Raw genomic sequence first — 20,044 nt, 5'->3', positions numbered from 1 at the left:
TCATCCTTTCTCCAGGAATGCCGCGCTCTCCTCGTCGAGCACGGCCTCGAGCAGCCGCCGCAGTGCCGGGTGGCGCTCCAGGGCGGGATCCTCGTCGACCAGACTGAATGCCTCGGCCCGGGCTTCCCGGATCAGTTTCTCGTCCCGGAGCAGGGCGAGCAGCCGCAGGGAGCGGCGGCCACCGGACTGCGCGGCGCCCAGCACGTCCCCCTCCCGGCGTTGCGCGAGGTCGAGGCGGGCCAGCTCTGCCCCGTCCGTGGTCGCGGCGACCGCGCTCAACCGCTGCCAGGCCGGGGTGTCCTGCTCGGCCGCCGTGTACAGCAGGCACCAGCCGGTGGCGGTGCCCCGGCCGACGCGCCCGCGCAGCTGGTGCAGCTGGGAGACGCCGAACCGGTCGGCGTCGAGCACCACCATCACGGTCGCGTTCGGGACGTTCACCCCCACCTCGATGACCGTGGTCGCCACCAGGACGTCCACCTCACCCGCGGCGAATCGGTTCATCACCGACTCCCGCTCGGCGGACGCCAGGCGGCCGTGCAGGCATTCCACCCGCAGGCCGGCGAGCTCACCCTCGACGAGCCGCGGGAGCACCTCGGTCACCGTCGCAGTCGGCCGCATCGCCGGGTTCTCGGGCTCGTCGGCCGCGCCGACGTCCGTGCCCGCGGCGGCAGCGTCCTCGGAGCCCGCACCGTCATCGGGCCCGGCGCCGCCGATGCGGGCACACACCACGTAGGCCTGGCGTCCCGCGGCCACCTCGTCCCGGATCCGGCCCCACATCCGGTCGGCCCAGGAACGCACCGCGGCCGGCACCACGAAGGTCGCCACCGGCGACCGGCCGCGGGGCAGCTCGGTGAGCTCGGAGACCTCGAGATCACCGAAGACCGTCATCGCGACCGTCCGCGGGATCGGAGTCGCGGTCATGACAAGCAGATGGGGCGGCCGCCGGCCACGCGCCCGCAGGGCATCGCGCTGTTCGACACCGAAGCGATGCTGCTCGTCCACGATGACGAGACCGAGATCGGCGAACCGCACGTCCTCCTGCAGCAGGGCGTGGGTGCCGACGACCAGGCCGGCCGACCCGTCGGCGATCGCGCCGAGAGCCTCCCGGCGCGCGCGCGCTCCCAGTGAGCCGGTGACCAGAATCACCCGGGTGGCCCGCTCGGGACCGCCGAGCTCGCCGCCGCGGGCCAGATCGCCGAGCATCTCGCGCAGGCTGCGCTCGTGCTGGGCGGCCAGCGTCTCGGTCGGTGCCAGCAGCACCGCCTGACCGCCCGAGTCGACGACCGCCAGCATCGCCCGCAGCGCGACGACCGTCTTGCCCGAGCCGACCTCCCCTTGCAGGAGGCGGTGCATGGGCACCGGGCGGGCCAGGTCCGCGGCGATGGCCGCGCCGACCTCGCTCTGCCCGGCGGTCAGGGCGAAGGGCAGGCCGGCGTCGAAGGCCGCCAGCAGGCCGTCCGGGCAGCCGGTCCGGGCGACCGTCGCCAGCGCCTCGACCTCCCGTCGGCGCCGGGCGAGTGCGACCTGCAGGACCAACGCCTCGTCCCAGCTCAGACGCGTACGACCAGCCGTGACGTCCGCGCGGCTCGCCGGCTGGTGCACGAGCCGGTAGGCGTCGGCCAGCGAGGGAAGCCGGCGGCGTCGCCGAAGATCATCTGGCAGCGGGTCGGCGACAGGCTCGAGCGAGTCCAGCGCGAGGCGGACACATCTGGCCACCGTCCAGCTCGGCACCTTCGCGGCGGCCGGGTAGATCGGAACCAGCGCACTCGCGAAGCCGTCGCTGGCACTGCCGCCGTCGGCGCCCCCGTTGCCGGACTCGCCATCCGCCTCGCCCTCGCCGCCTTCGGCCTCGAGCAGATGCACCTCGGGATTGGTCAGCTGGATCCGGCCGCGGAACTCCTCGACCTTGCCCGCGAACAGCGCCGTCACGCCGGGACGGAGATCACGCTCGCGCCAGGTCTGGTTGAAGAACGTCAGCGCGAGCAGCGCTCGCCCATCGGTCACGGTGACCCGCAGCATCGAACGGCGCCCGGACCGCATCGGCCTGCGCTCGACCTTCTCCACCCGCGCCTGGACCGTGGCCGTCTCGCCCACGACCAGGTCGGCCAGGTCGGTGAGCTCACCGCGCTCGTGGTAGCGGCGCGGGAGATGGTCCAGCAGGCCGCCCACCGACCGCAGCTCCAGGCCGTCCGCGAGCAGGGTGGCGGCACGGGCGCCCAGCAGTGTCCGCAGAGGCGTGTCAAGGTCGACCACGACATCAATACTGCACTGCGGGACCGACAGTCTCGCGAGACCGACAGCTCGGCGCGTGCACGCTCCCGGCCGCGCGCCCGGGAGCACATCGGCTGGGGTAGGCTCAAGGCGGTTTCCGCTGTGCGCGTTCTCCCGATCATGCCGTAAGGCCCGCGGGATGGGTACGATCGCGGTTCCGACCGCCTGATGTCCCGGGGATCGCACCGGGGCTTCGACTGTTTCGACTGCGACTGTTTCGACTGCGACTATTTCAACGGAGTGTTTCTCGTGTCTTCGGTGTGCGACGTCTGCGGCAAGGGACCGGGCTTCGGCATGTCGGTCTCCCATTCCCATCGACGCACTCGTCGGCGCTGGAACCCGAACATCCAGACCGTCCGGGGCATCGTCGGCGGCACCCGTCGGCGCATGAACGTCTGCACCTCCTGCATCAAGGCGGGCAAGGTCACCCGCGGCTGAGCCGCCGCAGCCCGAAAGCCAACGCAGCCGGGTGACCCACGCCGCCGCCGTTCCTTCGCCGCGCCGGGGTCGCCGGGCGCTGCCCTCCGGTCGGAACGCCGCAGCGAGCGCCGGCCGTTTCGCGGGCACTGCCCAGGCAGCGGCATGGATCCGTTAGGGTCCCGGCATGCCAGGAACCCCGGGCCGGATCCGCCTCGCCCTTCTGTTCGGCGGTCGCAGTACCGAGCACGCGATCTCGTGTGTGTCGGCCGGCGGGGTGCTGCGCGCGCTCGACCATGCCGTCTACGACGTGGTGCCGATCGGCATCGACCCGGACGGCCGTTGGATCCTGCTTCCGGCCGACGCCGAGGTCCTCCGTGCCAGCAGCGACCAACTGCCCACCGTCCGTGCGGCCGCCGGCCGGCAGATCGTCTTCGCCGCGGACCCAACCGCTCGCCGGCTCATCCTGCGCGACTCCGCGGACCTCCCGCCGGGTTCACCCGCCGATGCCCCGCCGGCCGCTGCCCCGCCGGCCGACATCGATGTGGTCTTCCCCATCCTGCATGGCCCGTTCGGGGAAGACGGGACCGTCCAGGGCCTGTTCGAGATGGCCGGCGTTCCCTATGTCGGCTCGGGGGTGTTCGCCAGCGCCGCGGCGATGGACAAAGAGCACATGAAGGCGCAGCTTGCCGCCGCTGGCCTGCCGATCGGGCCGTACGCGGTGCTGCGCACCGGCGAGAGTCTGTCCGAGGCTGACCAGCGACGCCTGGGACTGCCTGTGTTCGTCAAGCCGGCCCGGGGTGGCTCGAGCATCGGGATCAGCCGGGTCGACGCGTGGAATGATCTTGAAACCGCCGTCAAGGCGGCCCGCACCCATGATCCCAAGGTGCTCGTCGAGGCGGGCATCGTCGGCCGGGAGATCGAGTGCGGCGTGCTCGGCCGCCTGGACGGACCTGGCGCACAGGCGAGCCTGCCCGCCGAGATCACCGTGGACTCCGCGGCGGGTTTCTACGACTTCGACGCGAAGTACGTGTCCACCCGCACGAGGTTCGACGTTCCCGCCGTGCTCTCGCCGCAGGCCCTCGACCGGATCCGGAGTGTGGCGGTCCGAGCCTTCACCGCGCTCGACTGCGCCGGGCTCGCCCGCGTCGACGTGTTCCTCACCCCCGACGAGCAGGTGGTGGTCAACGAGGTCAACACCATGCCCGGATTCACCCCGACATCGATGTTCCCCCGCATGTGGGCCGCCAGCGGTCTCGATTTCTCGGCGCTGGTCGATCGTCTGATCCGGCTGGCATTGCGTGACGGTGCGGGTCTGCGCTGACCCCTCGGACCCGTCGGGGTCAGACCGAGGCCCGGCGCGAGGCCGGTCCGGACGCAGCCCAGCCGCGGCACCGGCCCGGGCGCAGGCCGCCCAGACCGCCCTCGCTCGGCCGGCCCCGCCCGCAGCCCCGCCCGCCCGCAGCCCCGGTCGTCCGGCCGGTGCGCACAGTCGCTCGTCGGCTCAGGCGGTCGTGGATCTGCTGTGTGCGCGCACGGCGGGGGCGACCGAGACCAGCACATCAAAGGGCTGGGTGTCCGCCACCGTGGCCGCGGGCAGGGTCAGCACCACATGGGGGGACCGGGTCGGGGTGGAGAACCGCAGTCCGGAGCCGATCCGCTCGGCGAACCAGCCGACGTCATCGACCACCGAGAGCGTGGCGTCGGGCCGGTAGCTCGCCGGTAACCCCGACACGCCACAGGTGATCACGACCGGGCCGTGGCCGTAGGCTGCCGCGGTCGGCTGGGCCGGATCGAGCTCCCGACGGCCGAGGTGCTCGCCCAGCGACGTCGGCAACGCCCGCACGAGCGAGGCGCAGGTCGCACGCAGCGCGGGCACCGGCGCCGGCACGTTCGTCAGCCGCACCGGGCCGGGACCACCGCAGGCCGCCACGAGCAGTGCGGCCGCAGCGGCCGCAGCGGTGGCCATGACACCCGCCCGGGGCGCCGCGCCCCCGACCCGCGACCCCGACGGACGGCGCGACGCGGCGGTCAGAAGTGGACAACCGGGCACGTCAGTGTCCGGGTGATCCCGTCGACGGACTGCACCCTGGACATGACCATCTTCCCAAGATCATCCACTGTGGGAGCCTCGGCCCGCACGATGACGTCGTACGGACCGGTCACGTCCTCCGCCTGGGTGACCCCGGGGATCTGCTCGATCTCCTTGGCAACCGACGCGGACTTGCCAACCTCGGTCTGGATAAGGATGTACGCGTGGACCACAGACGCTCCCTCGTCGGACGTCAACAGCCCGCCCTGCAGAACTACGGGCCGACAGAAGGTAACAGGCAAACGGGCCGGATGAGAGGTTCCGCGACCGAGGAATTTCATCGACTCGACCGACGGGCGCGCCTCAACATCCGCGCGACGCTCGTCCGGCTCCCCATCGTGTGGCCCGCCGGCACCTTCCCGTACCCAATTGTGATGGCAACCACCACCACGGACAGTAAAGATCAGAGGGAGACCTGATGATCGCGAGGATGCGGTGAGGCCCTCGGCCGCCGGCAGCGACCGCGCCGCCGCGGCACCACCACCGCGCGTACTGACCATCGCCGGATCGGACTCCGGTGGCGGAGCCGGGATCCAGGCCGACCTGAAGACCATGCTCTCGTTCGGCGTGCACGGCATGAGCGCGATCGTGGCCGTGACCGCCCAGAACTCGCTCGGTGTCCACGGCGTGTGGGACCTGCCGGCCGACGCGGTGCGCGGGCAGATCCGGGCGGTGGTCGACGACATCGGGGTCGACGCGGTCAAGACCGGCATGCTGTCGTCCGCGGCGCTCGTCGCCCTGGTGGCCGACGAACTGGACCGGGTGGACGCCCCCGTGGTCGTCGACCCGGTGGGCGTGTCCAAGCACGGGGATCCGCTGCTGGCCCCGGACGCCCTCGACGTCGTGCGCCACGAGCTACTGCCCAGGGCCACGATCGTCACGCCGAACGTGGACGAGGTGCGGCTGCTCACCGGCGTCACCGTCGCGGACACCACCGATCTGCCGCGCGCCGCGAAGGCCATGCTCGCCCTGGGCCCGCAGTGGGTGCTCGTCAAGGGCGGACATCTGACCGGCGAGGCGGTCGACCTGCTGACCGACGGCACGCAGGAGATCGAGCTACGCGGCCCCCGATATGACCGTCGTCATACCCATGGCACCGGCTGTACCCTCGCCTCGGCCTTGGCGTCGCGCCTCGCGTACGGCGACTCGCCGGTCGAGGCGGCCCGGGCCGCCAAGGACTATGTCAGTGGCGCGCTCGCGGCCGGCTTTCCGCTCGGCGCGGGCATCGGGCCGGTGGATCACGGCTATCGTCACCGCAGGTAGCCGGGTTGATCCGGGGTGCCGGCCGCTCCCGTCCACAGGTACGACGTCTGATTCAATCGCCCCGCCACATGTGACCTGACGCATCCGCACCCTCGCCATGGGAGGTAGCCCGTGGGGGCTTCCAGCACCGCAGCGACCACGCCGGGGAGCAGCACGCCGGGACGCGGCACCCCGGGAAGCACCGACCACCGGTGGTACCGCATCAGCGGCGGCGTGCCGCTGCGCGGCTCGGTGGAGGCGTCCGGCGCCAAGAACTCGGTCACCAAGCTGATGGTCGCCGCCCTGCTCACACCGGAGCCGTGCACCCTGACCCGGGTACCCCGCATCGCCGAGGTCGACGTCGTCCTCGGCATGCTGGCCGAGCTCGGCACCCAGGTCGAATGGCTCGACGAGCACACCGTGCGGCTGACCACCGAGCGGATCGTGGACGCCTCGCTGTCCGAGGCCTACTCCGGGGTGAACCGAATCCCGATCCTGATGATGGGACCGCTGCTGCACCGGGTCGGCGAGGCGACGATCCCGCTGCCCGGCGGGTGCCGGATCGGCAAGCGGCCGGTGGACTTCCATCTTGCCGGCCTACGGGCGATGGGCGCGGAGATCGTCGAGCAGGTCCGCTCGGTCCAGGTCAAGACCCTGGGCCTGCGGGGCACCCATGTCGCGTTGCCCTTCCCGAGCGTCGGCGCCACCGAGAACCTGCTGCTCGCCGCGGTCCGCGCCCAGGGCACCACGGTCATCTCGAACGCGGCGGTGGAGCCGGAGGTCGTGGATCTCATCCTGTTCCTGCAGCAGATGGGCGCGCTGGTCGACGTCGAGGCCGACCGGACGATCGTGGTGCAGGGCGTCGAACACCTGCGGGGCGCCACCCACGCGCCGATCCACGATCGCATCGAGGTCGCCTCGTTCGCCGCCGCCGCCGTCGCCACGGACGGACGGGTCGAGGTGGTCGGCGCCCGGCAGGAACACCTGATGACCTTCCTGAACCACCTGCGCCGGCTTGGCGGCGAGTTCGAGGTCACCGCGCACGGGATGACCTTCTTCCGGTCCCGTCCGCTGTCCACGACCCCGCTGTCCGCCACCCATGTGCAGACCGACGTGCACCCCGGCTTCATGACCGACTGGCAGCAGCCGCTGGTCGTCCTGCTCACCCAGGCCCGCGGCGCCTCGGTCATCCACGAGACGATCTACGAGGACCGGTTCGGGTACACCCGCCAGCTCGCCGAGATGGGCGCGGACATCGCCCTGTCCACCCTGTGCCTGGGCGGCAAGTCCTGCCGGTTCGCCGCCCGCGACTTCGAGCACTCGGCGGTCGTCAGCGGGCCGACCCCGTTGACCGGCATCGACCTGACCATCCCCGACCTGCGCGCCGGCTTCGCCTACGTACTCGCCGCGCTGATCGCGGAGGGGACCAGCGTCATCCGTGGCACGCGATTCCTGGAGCGTGGTTACGAGGACCCGGTCGGCAAGCTGCGCTCGATCGGCGCCCTGGTGGAGATCGAACCGGTGGCGGCGGAGCGCTGAGCCGGAGCGGGCCCTGGCCGCCCGCCGCGCTCAGGTCCGCGCGCGGTACTCGGGGCCCGGTTCGCGGCTCATCAGCTCCTTGACCGCCTCCAGCGGGGGAAGCCCCTCGTAGAGGACTCGTTCCACCTGCCGAGTGATGGGCATGGCGACGCCGAGCCCGCCCGCCAGTGCCAGCAGCGGCCGGCACGAGCGGACTCCTTCGGCCACCTGACGCTGCTCCGCCTCGACCTGGTCGAGGGTCATCCCCCGGCCGAGCTTCTCACCGAAGGTCCGATTGCGGGACAGCGCGGACCCACAGGTCGCCACCAGGTCGCCGAGCCCGGCCAGGCCCGCGAACGTCAACGGCTGCGCGCCGAGCGCGGTGCCGAGCCGCAGGGTCTCCGCCAACCCGCGGGTGATCAGCGATGCCTCGCTGTTCGTCCCGAATCCCATCCCCCCGAGCATGCCGGCCGCCAGCGCGATCACGTTCTTCACCGCGCCGCCCAGCTCACACCCGACCACGTCGCCGCTGGTGTACGGCCGGAAGTAGGGAGTCCAGCAGGCGGCCTGGACCAGCTGGGCGGTCCGTGCGGACACACTGGCCACCACGGTCGCCGCCGGATGCTCGGCGGCGATCTCGTGGGCCAGGTTCGGCCCGCTCACCACGGCGACCCGCTCCGCCGGCACCTGGGCGACCTCTGCGATCACCTGGCTCATCCGCAGCGTGCTCTGCGCCTCGACGCCCTTCATCAGGCTGACGTAGATCGCGTCGGGCGCGGCCAGCGGTGCCCAGCGGGCCAGCGCCGGCCGCAGCGCCTGGGCCGGCACGGCCAGCACCACGAGCCGGGCAGAGGCCAGCGCCGCCGCCGGGTCGGTGCACGCCCGGACCAGATCCGGCAAGGGGACCGCGGGCAGGTAACGCGGGTTCACGTGCTGCTCGTTGATGGTCCGGACGAGCTCGTGGTCACGAGCGACGAGATCCACCCGGGCGCCGGCGTCGGCCAGCACCTTGGCAAAGACGGTCCCCCAGGATCCGGCGGTCAGCACCGCGGCGCGCCTGAGGTGCTCCCCCCCGGTCGTAGCGCGCCCGGTCGTAGCGCGGCGACCGGCACCCTCGGAACTGCCCGCTGCGACGCCGACCGGCCCGGCGGCGTTGATGGGTTCGGCGATGACTGCTCCTCCGACGGAATCTGCGTGGTCGACGGCCAGCGGTGATCATTCGGACCGCCCGGCGCCGCGGGACGGCGAACCACGGCGACGTCCTGGATCGACCGTAGACGCAGCCCCGCCACCATCGTGTGTGCCACCATCGTGCGAGACATCGGCCCGACCGGCCGACCCCGGTCGGACGGCGCCCGACGGACAGCGCTCGACCGGCCCACGACTGCCACGGTCGTGTCCCGCCGGGCGGCGCAGCCGAACGGGGGGTCACGGCCCTGGGTCGTCACGGCCCTGGGTTGTCAAGGCCCTGGGGTCGTCAAGGCCCTGGGGTCGTCAAGGCCCAGGGGTCGCCATGGCCTAGGGTCGCCCTCGTGTCGTTCCCCCGAGGCGAGACGCCCTGGACGGTTCTGGTGCCGTTGAAGAACCTGGCCAGGGCGAAATCCCGCCTGCAGCGACCGGATCGCAGCAGTCTCGCCCTCGCGATGGCCCTCGACACGGTTACGGCTGTGCTTGCCAACACACCCGAACTTGTGGGTGCGGTCGTGGTGGTCTGCAGCGACCGGGCGGTGTCCGAGGCACTCACCCGGTCGCGGGCCGGCCCGGCGGACCCCCGGCTTCTCGTCCTGCCTGACCGTCCCGGCGCGGGTCTCAACCCGGCTCTGCGCCACGGCGAAACGTACGCCCGCCTGCGCTGGCCAGCCCGTCCGCTGGCGGCGATGTCCGCCGATCTGCCCGCGTTGCGGCCCGCCGAACTGCGCCGGGCGCTGGTGGCCGCCGGTCCGCCGGCCCGTGCCGTGCTGGCTGACGCGGCCGGAAGCGGGACGGTTCTGCTCACCACGATGCCGGGTGTTCCCCTGGCGCCGCTGTTCGGAGCACACAGCCACGCGGCGCATCGCCGCTCGGGAGCGGTCGATCTCACCGGTTCCCTGGGCGCCGCGGTACCCGGGCTGCGCCGCGACGTGGACACGACCGCGGACCTTGACCAGGCGCTGCGCCTCGGGGTCGGCGCGCACACCGCCGCCGCGCTGCGACCCACGGGCAAGCCCCGGGCCTGGGCCGCGGGCGGACGCGCCGCGGACCCGTCGGCGGCCGCCGTCCCGACGCCGCCGCCCGGGAGCGGCCGAACCTCGTCGTGACGGCGGGGGACGGTCAGTGTGCCGCGGGCGGAGCGGCCCAGCGCCGCAGCCCCCGACCCTGGGAAAGATCATTGTCGCCGACGTACCGACCGGCACCGCCGGCCCTCTCCCTTGGCGGTTCGCCGCGCGGGAACAGCGCGGGCAGCAGCGGGGCGGGCCGGGCGAACAGGTATCCCTGACCCAGCTCGCAGCCGAGTTCGGTCAGCTCGGCGATCTGCGTCTCGCGCTCGATGCCCTCCGCGACGACGACGGCCCCGAGCGCATGCGCGAGGGCGATCATCGACCGACGCATCGCCGCGACCCGCCCGCCATCCCGAGGCGGTTCCACCAACGTCCGGTCCAGCTTGACGACATCGACCGGCAGCAGGTGCAGAGCCGCCAGAGTGCTGTGGCCGGCGCCCACGTCGTCGAGGGCGACGGCGACGCCCAGCGCACGCACCTCGTCCAGCACCTCGCGCGCGCCGCGCAGATCCGTCAGGCGGCTGGTCTCGGTGATCTCGACGACCAGCCGGCTGGGATCGAACCGACTCGAGGCCAGCGCTCGGGCGACACTGTCCAGCAGCGTCATGTTGGCCACCCGGCTCGCCGACACGTTGACGTGCAGCCGAAGCTCGGAGTCGGGGAACGCCAGAGCGACCTCCGTGCAGGCAAGGCCCATGATCATGTCATCGAGGGTGCCGACGATGCCGCTGTTCTCGGCCGCGGTGACGAAGGTTCCAGGCGGCACCGGCCCCCGACCGGGCGCGGTCCAGCGGGCGAGCGCCTCGAGAGCCACCGGCCGACGGTCACTCAGCCGCACAATCGGCTGGTAGTGGACGGCAAAGCCGGCCGACCAGCCGCCCCGGCACAGGGCCGTTGCCAGGGCGTCGGCGAGGTGGGTGCCCTCGGCGAGCTGCGCCCCCGGCGCCATGCCCAGGCCCGGCCGGTAGACCACCAGGCGGTTCTTGCCGGTCTGTTTCGCCGTGTGCAATGCCGTACCGGCCCGCCGCAGCAGAACCTCGGTCGTCTCCTGGGTCCGTCCGGCGACAACCAGGCCCACACTCGCATGTACCGGCCAGTGGTGGCCACCGACCGCCACCGGTTGGCGCAGGGCGGCGAGGATGCGCTCCGCGACCTGCTCGGGTGTGTCCCGTCCTCCGTCCAGCAGGACGGCGAACTCGTCGGCGCCCAGCCGGGCGACCGTGTCCGCGGTGCGCACGCAGTGCCGCAGCCGCTGGCCGACGGCCCGCAGCAGGTGGTCGCCGGCAGCGTGCCCGAGGCTGTCGTTGATCGTGCGGAAATCATCAAGATCGCAGTAGACGACGGCGACGTCCCGACCATCTCCGCGGCTGGCGGCGAGCGCGGCGGCCAGCCGCCTTCGGAACAGCTCCCGGCCGGCGAGCTCGGTGAGCGGATCGTGGGAGATCCAGTGCCGTACCTCCTTCTCGGCCTCGCCGAGCACCGTCATCAGCTGCTCGTTGGTGCGTGCGGTGAGCATCTGGCGGGCGGCGACCGCGCCGACCAGCACCACCTCGGTGACAAGCTCGACCGGATCGGGCGTCCGGCCGGCCCACACCCGGCTCAGCAGCAGCGCCACGACCACCGCGACGGCCAGGTGGGCCACGGCGAGCGGCACCCAGGTACCGGGATCGCAACGGGCTCGACGTGCGCCCACGCGTCCGCGGGGTCGTTCGGCCCGGGTGGTCGGCGCGGCGGCGCGGGTTGCCTCCGCACGCCGCGGCAGCGCCCGGCGCCCGCCCGTGCGTCGCGCCGGCACCGTGGCCAACGCGGCCAGCGCCAGCACCGGCATCGCGAGATGACCCGCATCGGCGAGGTAGCCGACCTGCACGATCGGCTGCCGGCTGGCCGGCGCCTGACCCCACCGGCACGCCAGCCACGCCGCCTGGCCAAGCATCCAGCACGACAGGGCGAGCGAGAGCCACAGCAACCAGCGCCCCTGTGGCCGGCCGCGCCGGTAGCCGGCCCAGCCACAGCAGAGCGTCGCGCCCAGTCCGGCCGCGACGGTGATGGCGTCGACGAGCATCACCCGCCCGCCCTTCTCCCCCATGCGTCGGCCGCCGTGGACAGAAGGATCCGCGGGCATGCGCGAATCGGCCGATCAGATCGCGAAATGGTGTCACGGAGTTGGAGCGCCCCGTGACAACCTAGCCCGTGATCGCTCTATCACAAAGAGTGGCCGAATGCTTCGCGTGCCGCGCGGTCTACCCGGGCGCTCAGGCTCGGCCCGGACGCACGGACTACCCGGACGTTTGGATCATCCGAGTGTCCGGATCCGGTTGGCGCCGCGCGGGCAGCCCGACGTCGATCACCCTGACCTGTTGGCTGGTGCGCAACGACCCCTGCCCCGGGCCCGTGTAGCACCCGGAGGTCGGTGCGACGTCGGCGTAGTCCCGCCCGACGGCGACGGTGACGTAGCGCAGGTCGGCCAGCCGGTCGTGGCATGGGTCGTACGCGATGGCGACGGCACCCGGGGTACGCGACCGGCCAACCGCCGCCCCGGCCTGGATCACCTCGACCCAGGCGTGAGACGGCCCGTCGCCCACGAGATGGCCGGAGACGTAGCGGGCCGGCAGACCGGCCGCCCGGCACAGGGCGAGCATCACGTGGGCCTGGTCCTGGCACACTCCGGCCCCACCGGCCAGCGCCTGGGCCGCGGTCGTCGTCACCTCGGTGCTGCCGGGGACGTAGCGGATCCGGCGGTGCACCCAGGAGCAGAACCGGCGGGCCGTCAGCGCCGGGTCGCCGGTCTCCAGGGCCCGGGCGGCGGCAACCAGGGCGGCGTCCGGGGCGGTCAGCACGGTGGGGTCGAGCAGGCGCCGGCCGCCGAGGGCGGTGGCACGTAGCCAGGGCCGCTGGCCGCCGCTGACCCGGTCGACGACGATCTCGACGTCGAAGTCGAGCGCGGACGGCACATGGGCGAGCCGGATCGTGGCGGCACGCAGACCATCCGGGCCGCGCTGCCAGGTCGTCTCGGCCGACCGCGCCGAGACGACGAGGGTGGTCGCGCGCACGGTCTGGTCGCCGTGCCGAGGTGGCGGCATGACGACCAAGCGGTGCACCAGGTCGGTGGCCTCGCCGTCGTAGGTGTAGCGGAAGTGCTGGCTGACCTCGTAGCGGACCCGCGCGCCGACGGGAAGGGCGGCAAGGTCGACGTCCCCCGTGGGTGCGACCAGTTCGGAGCTCATCCCGACCGGCCGATCCGTCCGGGCCCGGAACCGGAGGCCCCCGGCCCGGCCCACGCGAGTCCCGCCATCCTTGACCTGCTCATCACACTCATCGCAAAGAACAAAATTTAGCCACATTTGCGGTGAAATGCGCCAGTCCGGAGTTTGGTCCGGAGCCGGTCACCTGGAAACCACCTGATCCCGGCCCGCCCCTCCTGGACGAACCACGGCGGGCCCGGACACACCGAGCCCGTCACGTCGAGAAGATCGCCCAGGCAAGGTGAATTCAGACACACACCGGACGGTCAGGTCGGCGGGAGTAGAGCGGCCGCGGGACCCCAGGGCAACCCCTGCGGCGACCGATGTTTCCGTCACACTGCCGATGGTCACCCTCGAGTGTTTCCACACCGTTAACTCTCCCCCGCGCACCCGCCGCGGGGCGCCAGGGCGCAACCGGACGCGCACACCGCTGTCGCGGACATGATGCGGTTTGGAAGGCAACATGGGAGCCACGGAGAAGGCGGGATTTCCGGGCCGTCCGGCTGCCGTGCCGAGTTCGCCTCAGGCTGGCACCATCTAGTCTTATGAGCGAGCTGGTGGCGACCCGATCCGAGCAGCCTCAGCGCAAGGCCCGCAGCGGCCTGCTCGAACCGTTGGAGGCACCCCGCCCGCCCGCGCCCTCCGACCTGCCCACGGACCGGTTCATCAACCGCGAGACATCCTGGCTGGACTTCAACGCCCGGGTGCTCGCGCTCGCCGAGGACGTCGCCACCCCATTGCTGGAACGGGCGAAGTTCCTGGCGATCTTCGCGAGCAACCTGGACGAGTTCTACATGGTGCGGGTCGCCGGGCTGATGCGCCGCGAGGCCACCGGGCTCGCCGTACGCAGCGCCGACGGGCTCAGCGCCCGCGAGCAGCTCGCCCTGATCAGCCGCACCACCGCGGAACTCGCGCGCAGGCACTCCCGCTGCTTCACCGACGAGGTGGTGCCCTCGCTCGCCCACGCCGGGATCAGCATCCAGTTCTGGTCCCAGCTCGGCGAGGCGCAGCGCGAGCGGCTGCACGACTACTTCCACGAGCAGATCTTCCCGGTCCTGACGCCGCTCGCCGTCGACCCGGCGCATCCGTTCCCCTACATCAGCGGGCTCTCGTTGAACCTGGCCGTGCAGGTCCGGGAGCCAGGCGGGGAGACCGACCATTTCGCCCGGGTGAAGGTGCCGCAGAACGTGCCGCGGCTGGTCGCAGTGGACGCGGCCGAGGGACCCGAGGCGCAGGGCGGGTCGGGCGCGGGCGTTCGCGACGGCGACACCGCCTCCGGCCAGACCGCCTCCGGCCAGACCGCCTCCGGCCAGACCACGCGGCAGGCCTGCTTCGTGCCCCTCGAGGAGGTCATCGCCGCCCACCTCGACCAGCTCTTCCCCGGCATGGAAGTGATCAACTCGCACCTGTTCCGGGTCACCCGCAACGCCGACCTCGAGGTCGAGGAGGACGAGGCGGAGGATCTGCTGCAGGCGCTCGAGCGGGAGCTGGCCCGGCGCCGCTTCGGCCCGGCGGTCCGGCTCGAGGTCGACAACGACATCGACGCGGATCTCCTCACGCTGCTCATGCGCGAGCTCGAGGTCACCGAACGGGAGGTGCACCGGGTCTCGGGCATGCTCGACCTGTCCGCTCTGTGGGCGCTCTACGACCTCGACCGGCCGGAACTGCGCGACCCGCCGCGGGTGCCGATCACCCATCCCCGGCTGTCCACCGGGGACGGTGAGGCGCCCGACTTCTTCTCCGTACTGCGGGAGGGCGACGTCCTCGTCCACCACCCGTACGACTCGTTCACCACGTCGGTGCAGCGGTTCATCGAGCAGGCCGCCGCCGATCCGCAGGTACTTGCCATCAAGCAGACGCTCTACCGCACGTCGGGCGACTCGCCCATCGTCGACGCGCTGGTCGCCGCGGCAGAGGCGGGCAAGCAGGTCGTGGTGCTCGTCGAGATCAAGGCCCGGTTCGACGAGCGCGCGAACATCCGCTGGGCGCGGGAGCTGGAGCGGGCGGGCTGCCATGTGGTCTACGGCCTGATCGGGCTGAAGACCCACTGCAAGACCTGCCTGGTCGTCCGACAGGAGCGCGGCGGCCTGCGCCGGTACTGCCACGTCGGCACCGGCAACTACAACCCCAAGACCGGCCGCCTGTACGAGGACCTGGGCCTGCTGACCGCCGACCCCGGGGTGGGCGCCGACCTCACCGACCTGTTCAACGTCCTGACCGGCTACAGCCGCCAGACCGAATACCGCTCGCTGCTCGTCGCCCCGCAGCACATGCGCGACGGCATCCTGGCCCGGATCGGCGCCGAGGCACGGGCGGCCGCCGAGGGCCGTCCGTGCGGCATCAGGCTCAAGGCCAACAGTCTGGTCGACGAGCTGGTGATCGATGCTCTCTACCACGCCTCCCAGGCGGGCGTGCCGATCCACTGCCTGGTCCGTGGCATCTGTGCCCTGCGGCCGGGCGTACCCGGGCTCTCGGAGACCGTGCACGTCCGGTCGATCCTCGGCCGGTTCCTCGAGCACAGCCGCGTGCTCGAGTTCGCGTCATCGGACGAGTTCTGGATCGGCAGCGCCGACATGATGCACCGCAACCTGGACCGGCGGATCGAGGCGCTGGTCCGGGTGGGCCAGCAGGCCGATCGGGACAGCCTGCGCGGGCTGCTGGACCACGCCTTCTCCGACGCCGTGTCGGCCTGGGACCTGCAGTCCGACGGCCGATGGGAGCGGCGCACGAGCCGGGCGGACGACGTACGGCTCTCCGACTACCAGCACGACCTCATGGCAGAGGCCATCCGGCGCGGGCACCGGTGACCGGCGACTGACCGGCGCCCGCACCGCCGGTCAGTCGGTGCTCGCCGAGACGCTCGACTTGAACTCCGAGCCCGGGCGGAACTTCGGCACGACGGAGGCGGCGACGTGGACCGGTTCACCCGTCGCCGGGTTGCGGCCGGTACGGGCCGCGCGCTCCACCCGCTCGAACACACCGAAACCGGTGATCGTCACCTTCTCGCCGCTCGCGACAGCCTCCTGAATCGCATCGAACACGGCGTCGACCGCCTTGGTGGCATTCGACCGTCCGCCCTCGATCTGCTGGGCGATGCGGTCAACCAACTGGGACTTGTTCACGACAACCTCCGGACGCCCCCGCAGGGCGCGGGGTGGGGAGCAGATCGGGCATCACACTGCGCTGCACCGTAGGCATCTCCACTGTCGAGGGCAATTCCCGCGACCGTGTCGCGTCACACAAACCCGCACGTCATCGGGTTCGCGCCAGTGGGCGGCGGGATGCGTGCTGTGCGACCGACATCGATCATCCGGTAGATTCATCACGTTCAGTAACGACTGCTGCCGGATTTTTTGGGCTCAATGTCACTGTTTGGTCGCCAGCCGCCCTCGACCCGACCGGGTCAACTCTGCTACGTAGCCATCCAAACGCCTCGGGCGATGATCGTCGAGCGCATCCCCGACACCGTAGGACAACCCAAGAGCACGCCTACGACCCCCCATCACCACCAATGTGATTTGCGCTACACCGATGGCGATGGGGGGTCGGGGACACGCTCGGGGTGGGGCACCCGGTCAGCTGGCGGTCGGCGACCAGGCCGGCCTCGTCCCCTCGAACACGGCGATCCGCTCGGCGTGCCGCAGCGTCAGCCCGACGTCGTCGAGGCCTTCCATGAGCCGCCAACGGGTGAAGTCGTCAAGCTCGAACGACGCCGTGACCCCCGCCCCGCGCACTTCGCGGGCGACCAGGTCCACCGTGATCTCGACGTTCGGGTCACCCTCCACCGCCGTCTGCAGCGCCTCCACCGTCGGCGCCGGAAGCTGGACGGGCAGCAGGCCGTTGCCCAGCGCGTTGCCGCGGAAGATGTCAGCGAACCGCGCGGAGATGACCGCGCGGAAGCCATAGTCCTGCAGCGCCCACACGGCGTGCTCGCGAGAGGAGCCGGTGCCGAAGTCGGGCCCGGCGAGCAGGATGGTCGCCCCCGAGTAGACCGGGTTGTTCAGGACGAAGGCCTCGTCGGCGCGCCACGCGGAGAACAGACCGGCGCCGAAACCGGTGCGCTCGATGCGCTTGAGCCAGTCGCTGGGGATGATCTGGTCGGTGTCCACGTCGCTGCGGCGCAGCGGCACGGCCCGACCGGTGTGGGTCGTGAACGCCTCCATGGAAAACGCTCCTCTCTGCGGTGGGACGGCTGGGGGTGGGACGGCTGGGGTGGGACGGCGGACGGGCCGGCGCGGGACGGGCCGGCTGTGGGCCTACAGGTCGGCCGGGGCGGTGAGCCGTCCAGTGACGGCGGTCGCGGCGGCCACGGCGGGCGACACCAGGTGGGTCCGCCCGCCCGGGCCCTGCCGGCCCTCGAAGTTCCGGTTCGACGTCGAGGCGCTACGCTCCCCCGGCCGCAGCGTGTCCGGGTTCATCCCGAGACACATCGAGCAGCCGGCACTGCGCCACTGCGCACCCGCCTCCTCGAACACCTCGTCCAGCCCCTCGGCCTCCGCCTCGGCCTTGACCCGCATGGACCCCGGCACGACCAGCACCCGCACACCCTGCGCGACCCGGCGCCCACGCAGCACCTCGGCCGCAGCCCGCAGATCGCTGAGGCGGCCGTTGGTGCACGATCCGATGAACACGGTGTCGACGGCGACCTCCGAGAGCGGGGTCCCGGCCGTGAGGCCCATGTAGGACAGCGCCCGCTCCACCGAGGCGCTGACCGCGGGGCTGTCGTAGTCCTGCGGGGAGGGCACCCGCGAGCCCAGTGGGGCGGCCTGGCCCGGGTTGGTCCCCCAGGTGACATACGGGGTGAGGCTCGCGGCGTCGATCACGACCTCCCGGTCGAACTCGGCGTCCGGGTCGGAGGCCAGCGTGCGCCAGTAGGCGACCGCCTCGTCCCAGGCGGCGCCGGTGGCGACCCGCTCACGCCCGGCGAGATAGGCGAAGGTCGTCTCGTCCGGGGCGACCATGCCGGCCCGGGCACCGGCCTCGATCGACATGTTGCACACGGTCATCCGGCCCTCCATGGACAGGCCGCGGACCGCCGCTCCCCGGTACTCGATGACGTGCCCGGCGCCGCCGCCCGTGCCGATCCGGGCGATGATCGCCAGGATCAGGTCCTTCGCGGTGACGCCCGGCGGCAGGTCACCCTCGACGGTGACAGCCATCGTCTTCGGGCGTCGTTGCGGCAGTGTCTGGGTCGCGAGCACATGCTCGACCTGGCTGGTGCCAATCCCGAAGGCGAGCGCGCCGAACGCGCCGTGCGTCGAGGTGTGGCTGTCCCCGCAGACGATCGTCATCCCGGGCTGGGACAGGCCGAGCTGCGGCCCGACCACGTGCACGATTCCCTGGCCGGGGTCGTTCATCGGGAACAGGCGGATGTCGAACTCAGCGCAGTTCTTGCGCAGTGCCTCGACCTGCGCGGCCGATACCGGATCCGCGATCGGCAGGAGCGTGTCCGACGTCGGGACGTTGTGGTCCTCCGTGGCGAGCGTCAGGTCGGGCCGGCGGACCGGCCGCCCGGCCAGCCGCAGGGCCTCGAACGCCTGCGGCGAGGTGACCTCGTGCACCAGGTGCAGGTCGATGTACAGCAGATCCGGCTCGCCCTCGGCCCGACGCACCACATGGGCGTCCCAGACCTTCTCCGCGAGTGTGCGCCCCATGATCGGCTCACTCCTTTCGGTTTCCGGCGTTCGTCTCCGCACGCCGCTCGTCATCCAGTGCCGTCCGCTCCCGCTGTCGACCTCTGCCGCCGAACCCAGGGATCCAGGGATCCCGATGTCCCGGATCTCGATAATTCAGGATCTTGATATCTCAGGATGTGGAATGGCAGTATCAACCCATGAAACAGCTTAGCGGAGTCGGCGTCCTTGACAAGGCAGCCCTGATCCTGACCGCCGTCGAGGAGGGCCCGGTCAGCCTCACCGAGCTGGTCACCCGCACCGAACTCACCCGCGCGACCGCCCATCGCCTGGCCAGCGCCCTGGAGGTACACGGCCTGGTCGGGCGGGACTCGGCCGGTCGCTTCGTCGCCGGACCACGGCTGGCAGCCGCCGGCATCGCGACCCCGCTGCCATGGGACCTGGTCGATCGGGCCGACGGCGTGCTCACCGAACTGCGCCGCGCCACCGGGGAGAGCACGCAGCTCTACGTGCGCCGCGGCGCTCTGCGGCTGTGCGTGGCCGCCTCCGAGCGGGCCAGCGGGCTGCGCGACACGGTCCCGGTCGGCGCGGCACTCCCGATGACGGCGGGGTCCGGCGCGCAGGTCCTGCTCGCCTACTCCGACGAGCCCGAGCCGGAACTGCTCGAGGCCGCTCCCTTCGACGCCGCGACCCTCGCCCAGGTGCGGGAACGGGGCTGGGCACAGAGTGTGGGCGAGCGGGAGACCGGACTCGCCTCGGTGTCCGCGCCCGTCCGCGGGGCGGACGGCGCGGTGATCGCTGCCATCTCGTTGTCCGGGCCACAGGAGCGGCTCACCCGGTCACCTGGTCGGCGCCACGGCGCAGCCGTGGTCGCCGCAGCGGCACGGCTGTCGACATCGGCACCGGCCGACTGAGCAATCCCACGATGTCAGCCCGCGGCCACCGTCAACTGCCAACCACCGTCAACTGCCAACCACCGCAACGCTCAACTGTCGAACACCGGAAATCACCCGGCAGGCACATCCGGACGAACACCACCCAGGATTGCGCTGCGCGACCACAACGCGATCACAGCAGCATTTTCCTCGATTCCGCTGGTGATCTCGACATCTATGGCACGGCCGGTTATTTGGAATCCCCCATTCGGGCCCCACAACGATTGGGGCCCCGGGCTACGCCTTCCGAGCCGCCCGCTGGCCGGATGACAGCCCCGCCGATGTCTGACGACCATCAACGTCGTAGCCTGTTCGAGTCGTCCGGATCGGATGATCGGAGCAGGGGATCGGATGGCCCAAGTTGGCCATTGTCATCCGGTGAGTATGTGGCGGTCCCGCGAGAACGCGCGAAGGACCGCCGATGTCGGGTGCACCC

Annotated in this window: 16 protein-coding genes; 7 read left to right on the top strand and 9 right to left on the bottom strand. The window is 71.9% G+C overall.

Annotated features, from left to right (window positions below; all coding sequences use genetic code 11):
• Positions 1-2,253 carry an ATP-dependent DNA helicase RecG gene (gene recG, locus MXD95_RS25555; RefSeq protein ID WP_250643286.1) on the bottom strand — a complete coding sequence of 751 codons (2,253 nt, stop codon included), beginning with the start codon at positions 2,251-2,253 and terminating at the stop codon, positions 1-3.
• A 267-nt stretch (positions 2,254-2,520) separates the two neighbouring features.
• On the opposite strand from recG, the gene rpmB reads away from it, so the two are divergent.
• Positions 2,521-2,709 carry a 50S ribosomal protein L28 gene (gene rpmB / locus MXD95_RS25550; protein WP_163547068.1) on the top strand — a complete coding sequence of 63 codons (189 nt, stop codon included), beginning with the start codon at positions 2,521-2,523 and terminating at the stop codon, positions 2,707-2,709.
• A gap of 166 nt (positions 2,710-2,875) precedes the next feature.
• Positions 2,876-4,012: a D-alanine--D-alanine ligase family protein gene (locus tag MXD95_RS25545; protein ID WP_250643285.1), complete on the top strand. Its 1,137-nt coding sequence runs from the start codon at positions 2,876-2,878 to the stop codon at positions 4,010-4,012.
• A 180-nt stretch (positions 4,013-4,192) separates the two neighbouring features.
• Here the strand turns inward: MXD95_RS25545 and MXD95_RS25540 are convergent, their stop codons facing one another.
• Together MXD95_RS25540 and MXD95_RS25535 are read right to left on the bottom strand one after the other, a co-directional pair.
• Complete coding sequence (locus MXD95_RS25540) at positions 4,193-4,657, bottom strand: DUF3515 family protein (protein WP_250643284.1); 465 nt, start codon at positions 4,655-4,657, stop codon at positions 4,193-4,195.
• Positions 4,658-4,719: 62 nt separating this feature from the next.
• The gene (locus tag MXD95_RS25535) at positions 4,720-4,953 is read right to left on the bottom strand and encodes an Lrp/AsnC family transcriptional regulator (RefSeq protein WP_009742309.1); all 234 of its coding nucleotides are present in this window, start codon (positions 4,951-4,953) and stop codon (positions 4,720-4,722) included.
• A gap of 262 nt (positions 4,954-5,215) precedes the next feature.
• Here MXD95_RS25535 and thiD point away from each other — a divergent pair, with 262 nt between their 5' ends.
• Positions 5,216-6,043 (top strand): bifunctional hydroxymethylpyrimidine kinase/phosphomethylpyrimidine kinase, encoded by an 828-nt coding sequence (gene thiD / locus MXD95_RS25530; RefSeq protein ID WP_250643283.1) that lies wholly within the window; start codon positions 5,216-5,218, stop codon positions 6,041-6,043.
• A gap of 201 nt (positions 6,044-6,244) precedes the next feature.
• Entirely contained in the window at positions 6,245-7,561 is a 1,317-nt protein-coding gene (gene murA / locus MXD95_RS25525) for a UDP-N-acetylglucosamine 1-carboxyvinyltransferase (RefSeq protein WP_374122143.1), read from the top strand.
• Between the two features lie 30 nt (positions 7,562-7,591).
• On the opposite strand, the gene MXD95_RS25520 is transcribed toward murA, so the two are convergent.
• Positions 7,592-8,587: an NAD(P)H-dependent glycerol-3-phosphate dehydrogenase gene (locus MXD95_RS25520; protein WP_250643281.1), complete on the bottom strand. Its 996-nt coding sequence runs from the start codon at positions 8,585-8,587 to the stop codon at positions 7,592-7,594.
• Positions 8,588-9,072: 485 nt separating this feature from the next.
• Here MXD95_RS25520 and cofC point away from each other — a divergent pair, with 485 nt between their 5' ends.
• Entirely contained in the window at positions 9,073-9,837 is a 765-nt protein-coding gene (gene cofC, locus MXD95_RS25515) for a 2-phospho-L-lactate guanylyltransferase (RefSeq protein WP_250643280.1), read from the top strand.
• 13 nt (positions 9,838-9,850) lie between these two features.
• Here the strand turns inward: cofC and MXD95_RS25510 are convergent, their stop codons facing one another.
• On the bottom strand, positions 9,851-11,920 hold the full coding sequence (locus tag MXD95_RS25510) for a putative bifunctional diguanylate cyclase/phosphodiesterase (protein ID WP_250643279.1): 2,070 nt from the start codon (positions 11,918-11,920) through the stop codon (positions 9,851-9,853).
• 154 nt (positions 11,921-12,074) lie between these two features.
• Complete coding sequence (locus tag MXD95_RS25505; RefSeq protein ID WP_250643278.1) at positions 12,075-13,022, bottom strand: transglutaminase family protein; 948 nt, start codon at positions 13,020-13,022, stop codon at positions 12,075-12,077.
• Positions 13,023-13,585: 563 nt separating this feature from the next.
• Here MXD95_RS25505 and MXD95_RS25500 point away from each other — a divergent pair.
• Positions 13,586-15,847 carry an RNA degradosome polyphosphate kinase gene (locus tag MXD95_RS25500; protein WP_250643277.1) on the top strand — a complete coding sequence of 754 codons (2,262 nt, stop codon included), beginning with the start codon at positions 13,586-13,588 and terminating at the stop codon, positions 15,845-15,847.
• Between the two features lie 30 nt (positions 15,848-15,877).
• Here MXD95_RS25500 and MXD95_RS25495 read toward each other — a convergent pair whose 3' ends face one another.
• The 3 genes from MXD95_RS25495 to leuC form a co-directional block, all read right to left on the bottom strand.
• Positions 15,878-16,162: an HU family DNA-binding protein gene (locus MXD95_RS25495; protein ID WP_250643276.1), complete on the bottom strand. Its 285-nt coding sequence runs from the start codon at positions 16,160-16,162 to the stop codon at positions 15,878-15,880.
• A 453-nt stretch (positions 16,163-16,615) separates the two neighbouring features.
• A complete protein-coding gene (gene leuD, locus MXD95_RS25490) occupies positions 16,616-17,203 on the bottom strand; it encodes a 3-isopropylmalate dehydratase small subunit (RefSeq protein ID WP_250643275.1) in 588 nt (195 codons plus the stop codon).
• A 93-nt stretch (positions 17,204-17,296) separates the two neighbouring features.
• Positions 17,297-18,694, bottom strand: a complete 1,398-nt coding sequence (gene leuC / locus MXD95_RS25485; RefSeq protein WP_250643274.1) for a 3-isopropylmalate dehydratase large subunit — start codon at positions 18,692-18,694, stop codon at positions 17,297-17,299.
• 179 nt (positions 18,695-18,873) lie between these two features.
• On the opposite strand from leuC, the gene MXD95_RS25480 reads away from it, so the two are divergent.
• The gene (locus tag MXD95_RS25480) at positions 18,874-19,587 is read left to right on the top strand and encodes an IclR family transcriptional regulator (protein ID WP_250643273.1); all 714 of its coding nucleotides are present in this window, start codon (positions 18,874-18,876) and stop codon (positions 19,585-19,587) included.
• Positions 19,588-20,044 lie beyond the last annotated feature (457 nt).

It is taken from the genome of Frankia sp. AiPa1, assembly GCF_023243075.1.
In the GTDB taxonomy this organism is placed as follows: Bacteria; Actinomycetota; Actinomycetes; order Frankiales; family Frankiaceae; genus Frankia.
This window is presented reverse-complemented; position numbering and strand designations above follow the sequence as displayed.

What these genes read in the sequence shown, in the direction of transcription:
- MXD95_RS25545 (WP_250643285.1), top strand. Translation starts at nt 2,876, where the DNA reads ATGCCAGGAACCCCGGGCCGGATCCGCCTCGCCCTTCTGTTCGGCGGT.
- MXD95_RS25540 (WP_250643284.1), bottom strand. Translation starts at nt 4,657, where the DNA reads ATGGCCACCGCTGCGGCCGCTGCGGCCGCACTGCTCGTGGCGGCCTGC.
- MXD95_RS25510 (WP_250643279.1), bottom strand. Translation starts at nt 11,920, where the DNA reads ATGCCCGCGGATCCTTCTGTCCACGGCGGCCGACGCATGGGGGAGAAG.
- MXD95_RS25505 (WP_250643278.1), bottom strand. Translation starts at nt 13,022, where the DNA reads ATGAGCTCCGAACTGGTCGCACCCACGGGGGACGTCGACCTTGCCGCC.
- MXD95_RS25500 (WP_250643277.1), top strand. Translation starts at nt 13,586, where the DNA reads ATGAGCGAGCTGGTGGCGACCCGATCCGAGCAGCCTCAGCGCAAGGCC.
- leuD (WP_250643275.1), bottom strand. Translation starts at nt 17,203, where the DNA reads ATGGAGGCGTTCACGACCCACACCGGTCGGGCCGTGCCGCTGCGCCGC.
- leuC (WP_250643274.1), bottom strand. Translation starts at nt 18,694, where the DNA reads ATGGGGCGCACACTCGCGGAGAAGGTCTGGGACGCCCATGTGGTGCGT.
- MXD95_RS25480 (WP_250643273.1), top strand. Translation starts at nt 18,874, where the DNA reads ATGAAACAGCTTAGCGGAGTCGGCGTCCTTGACAAGGCAGCCCTGATC.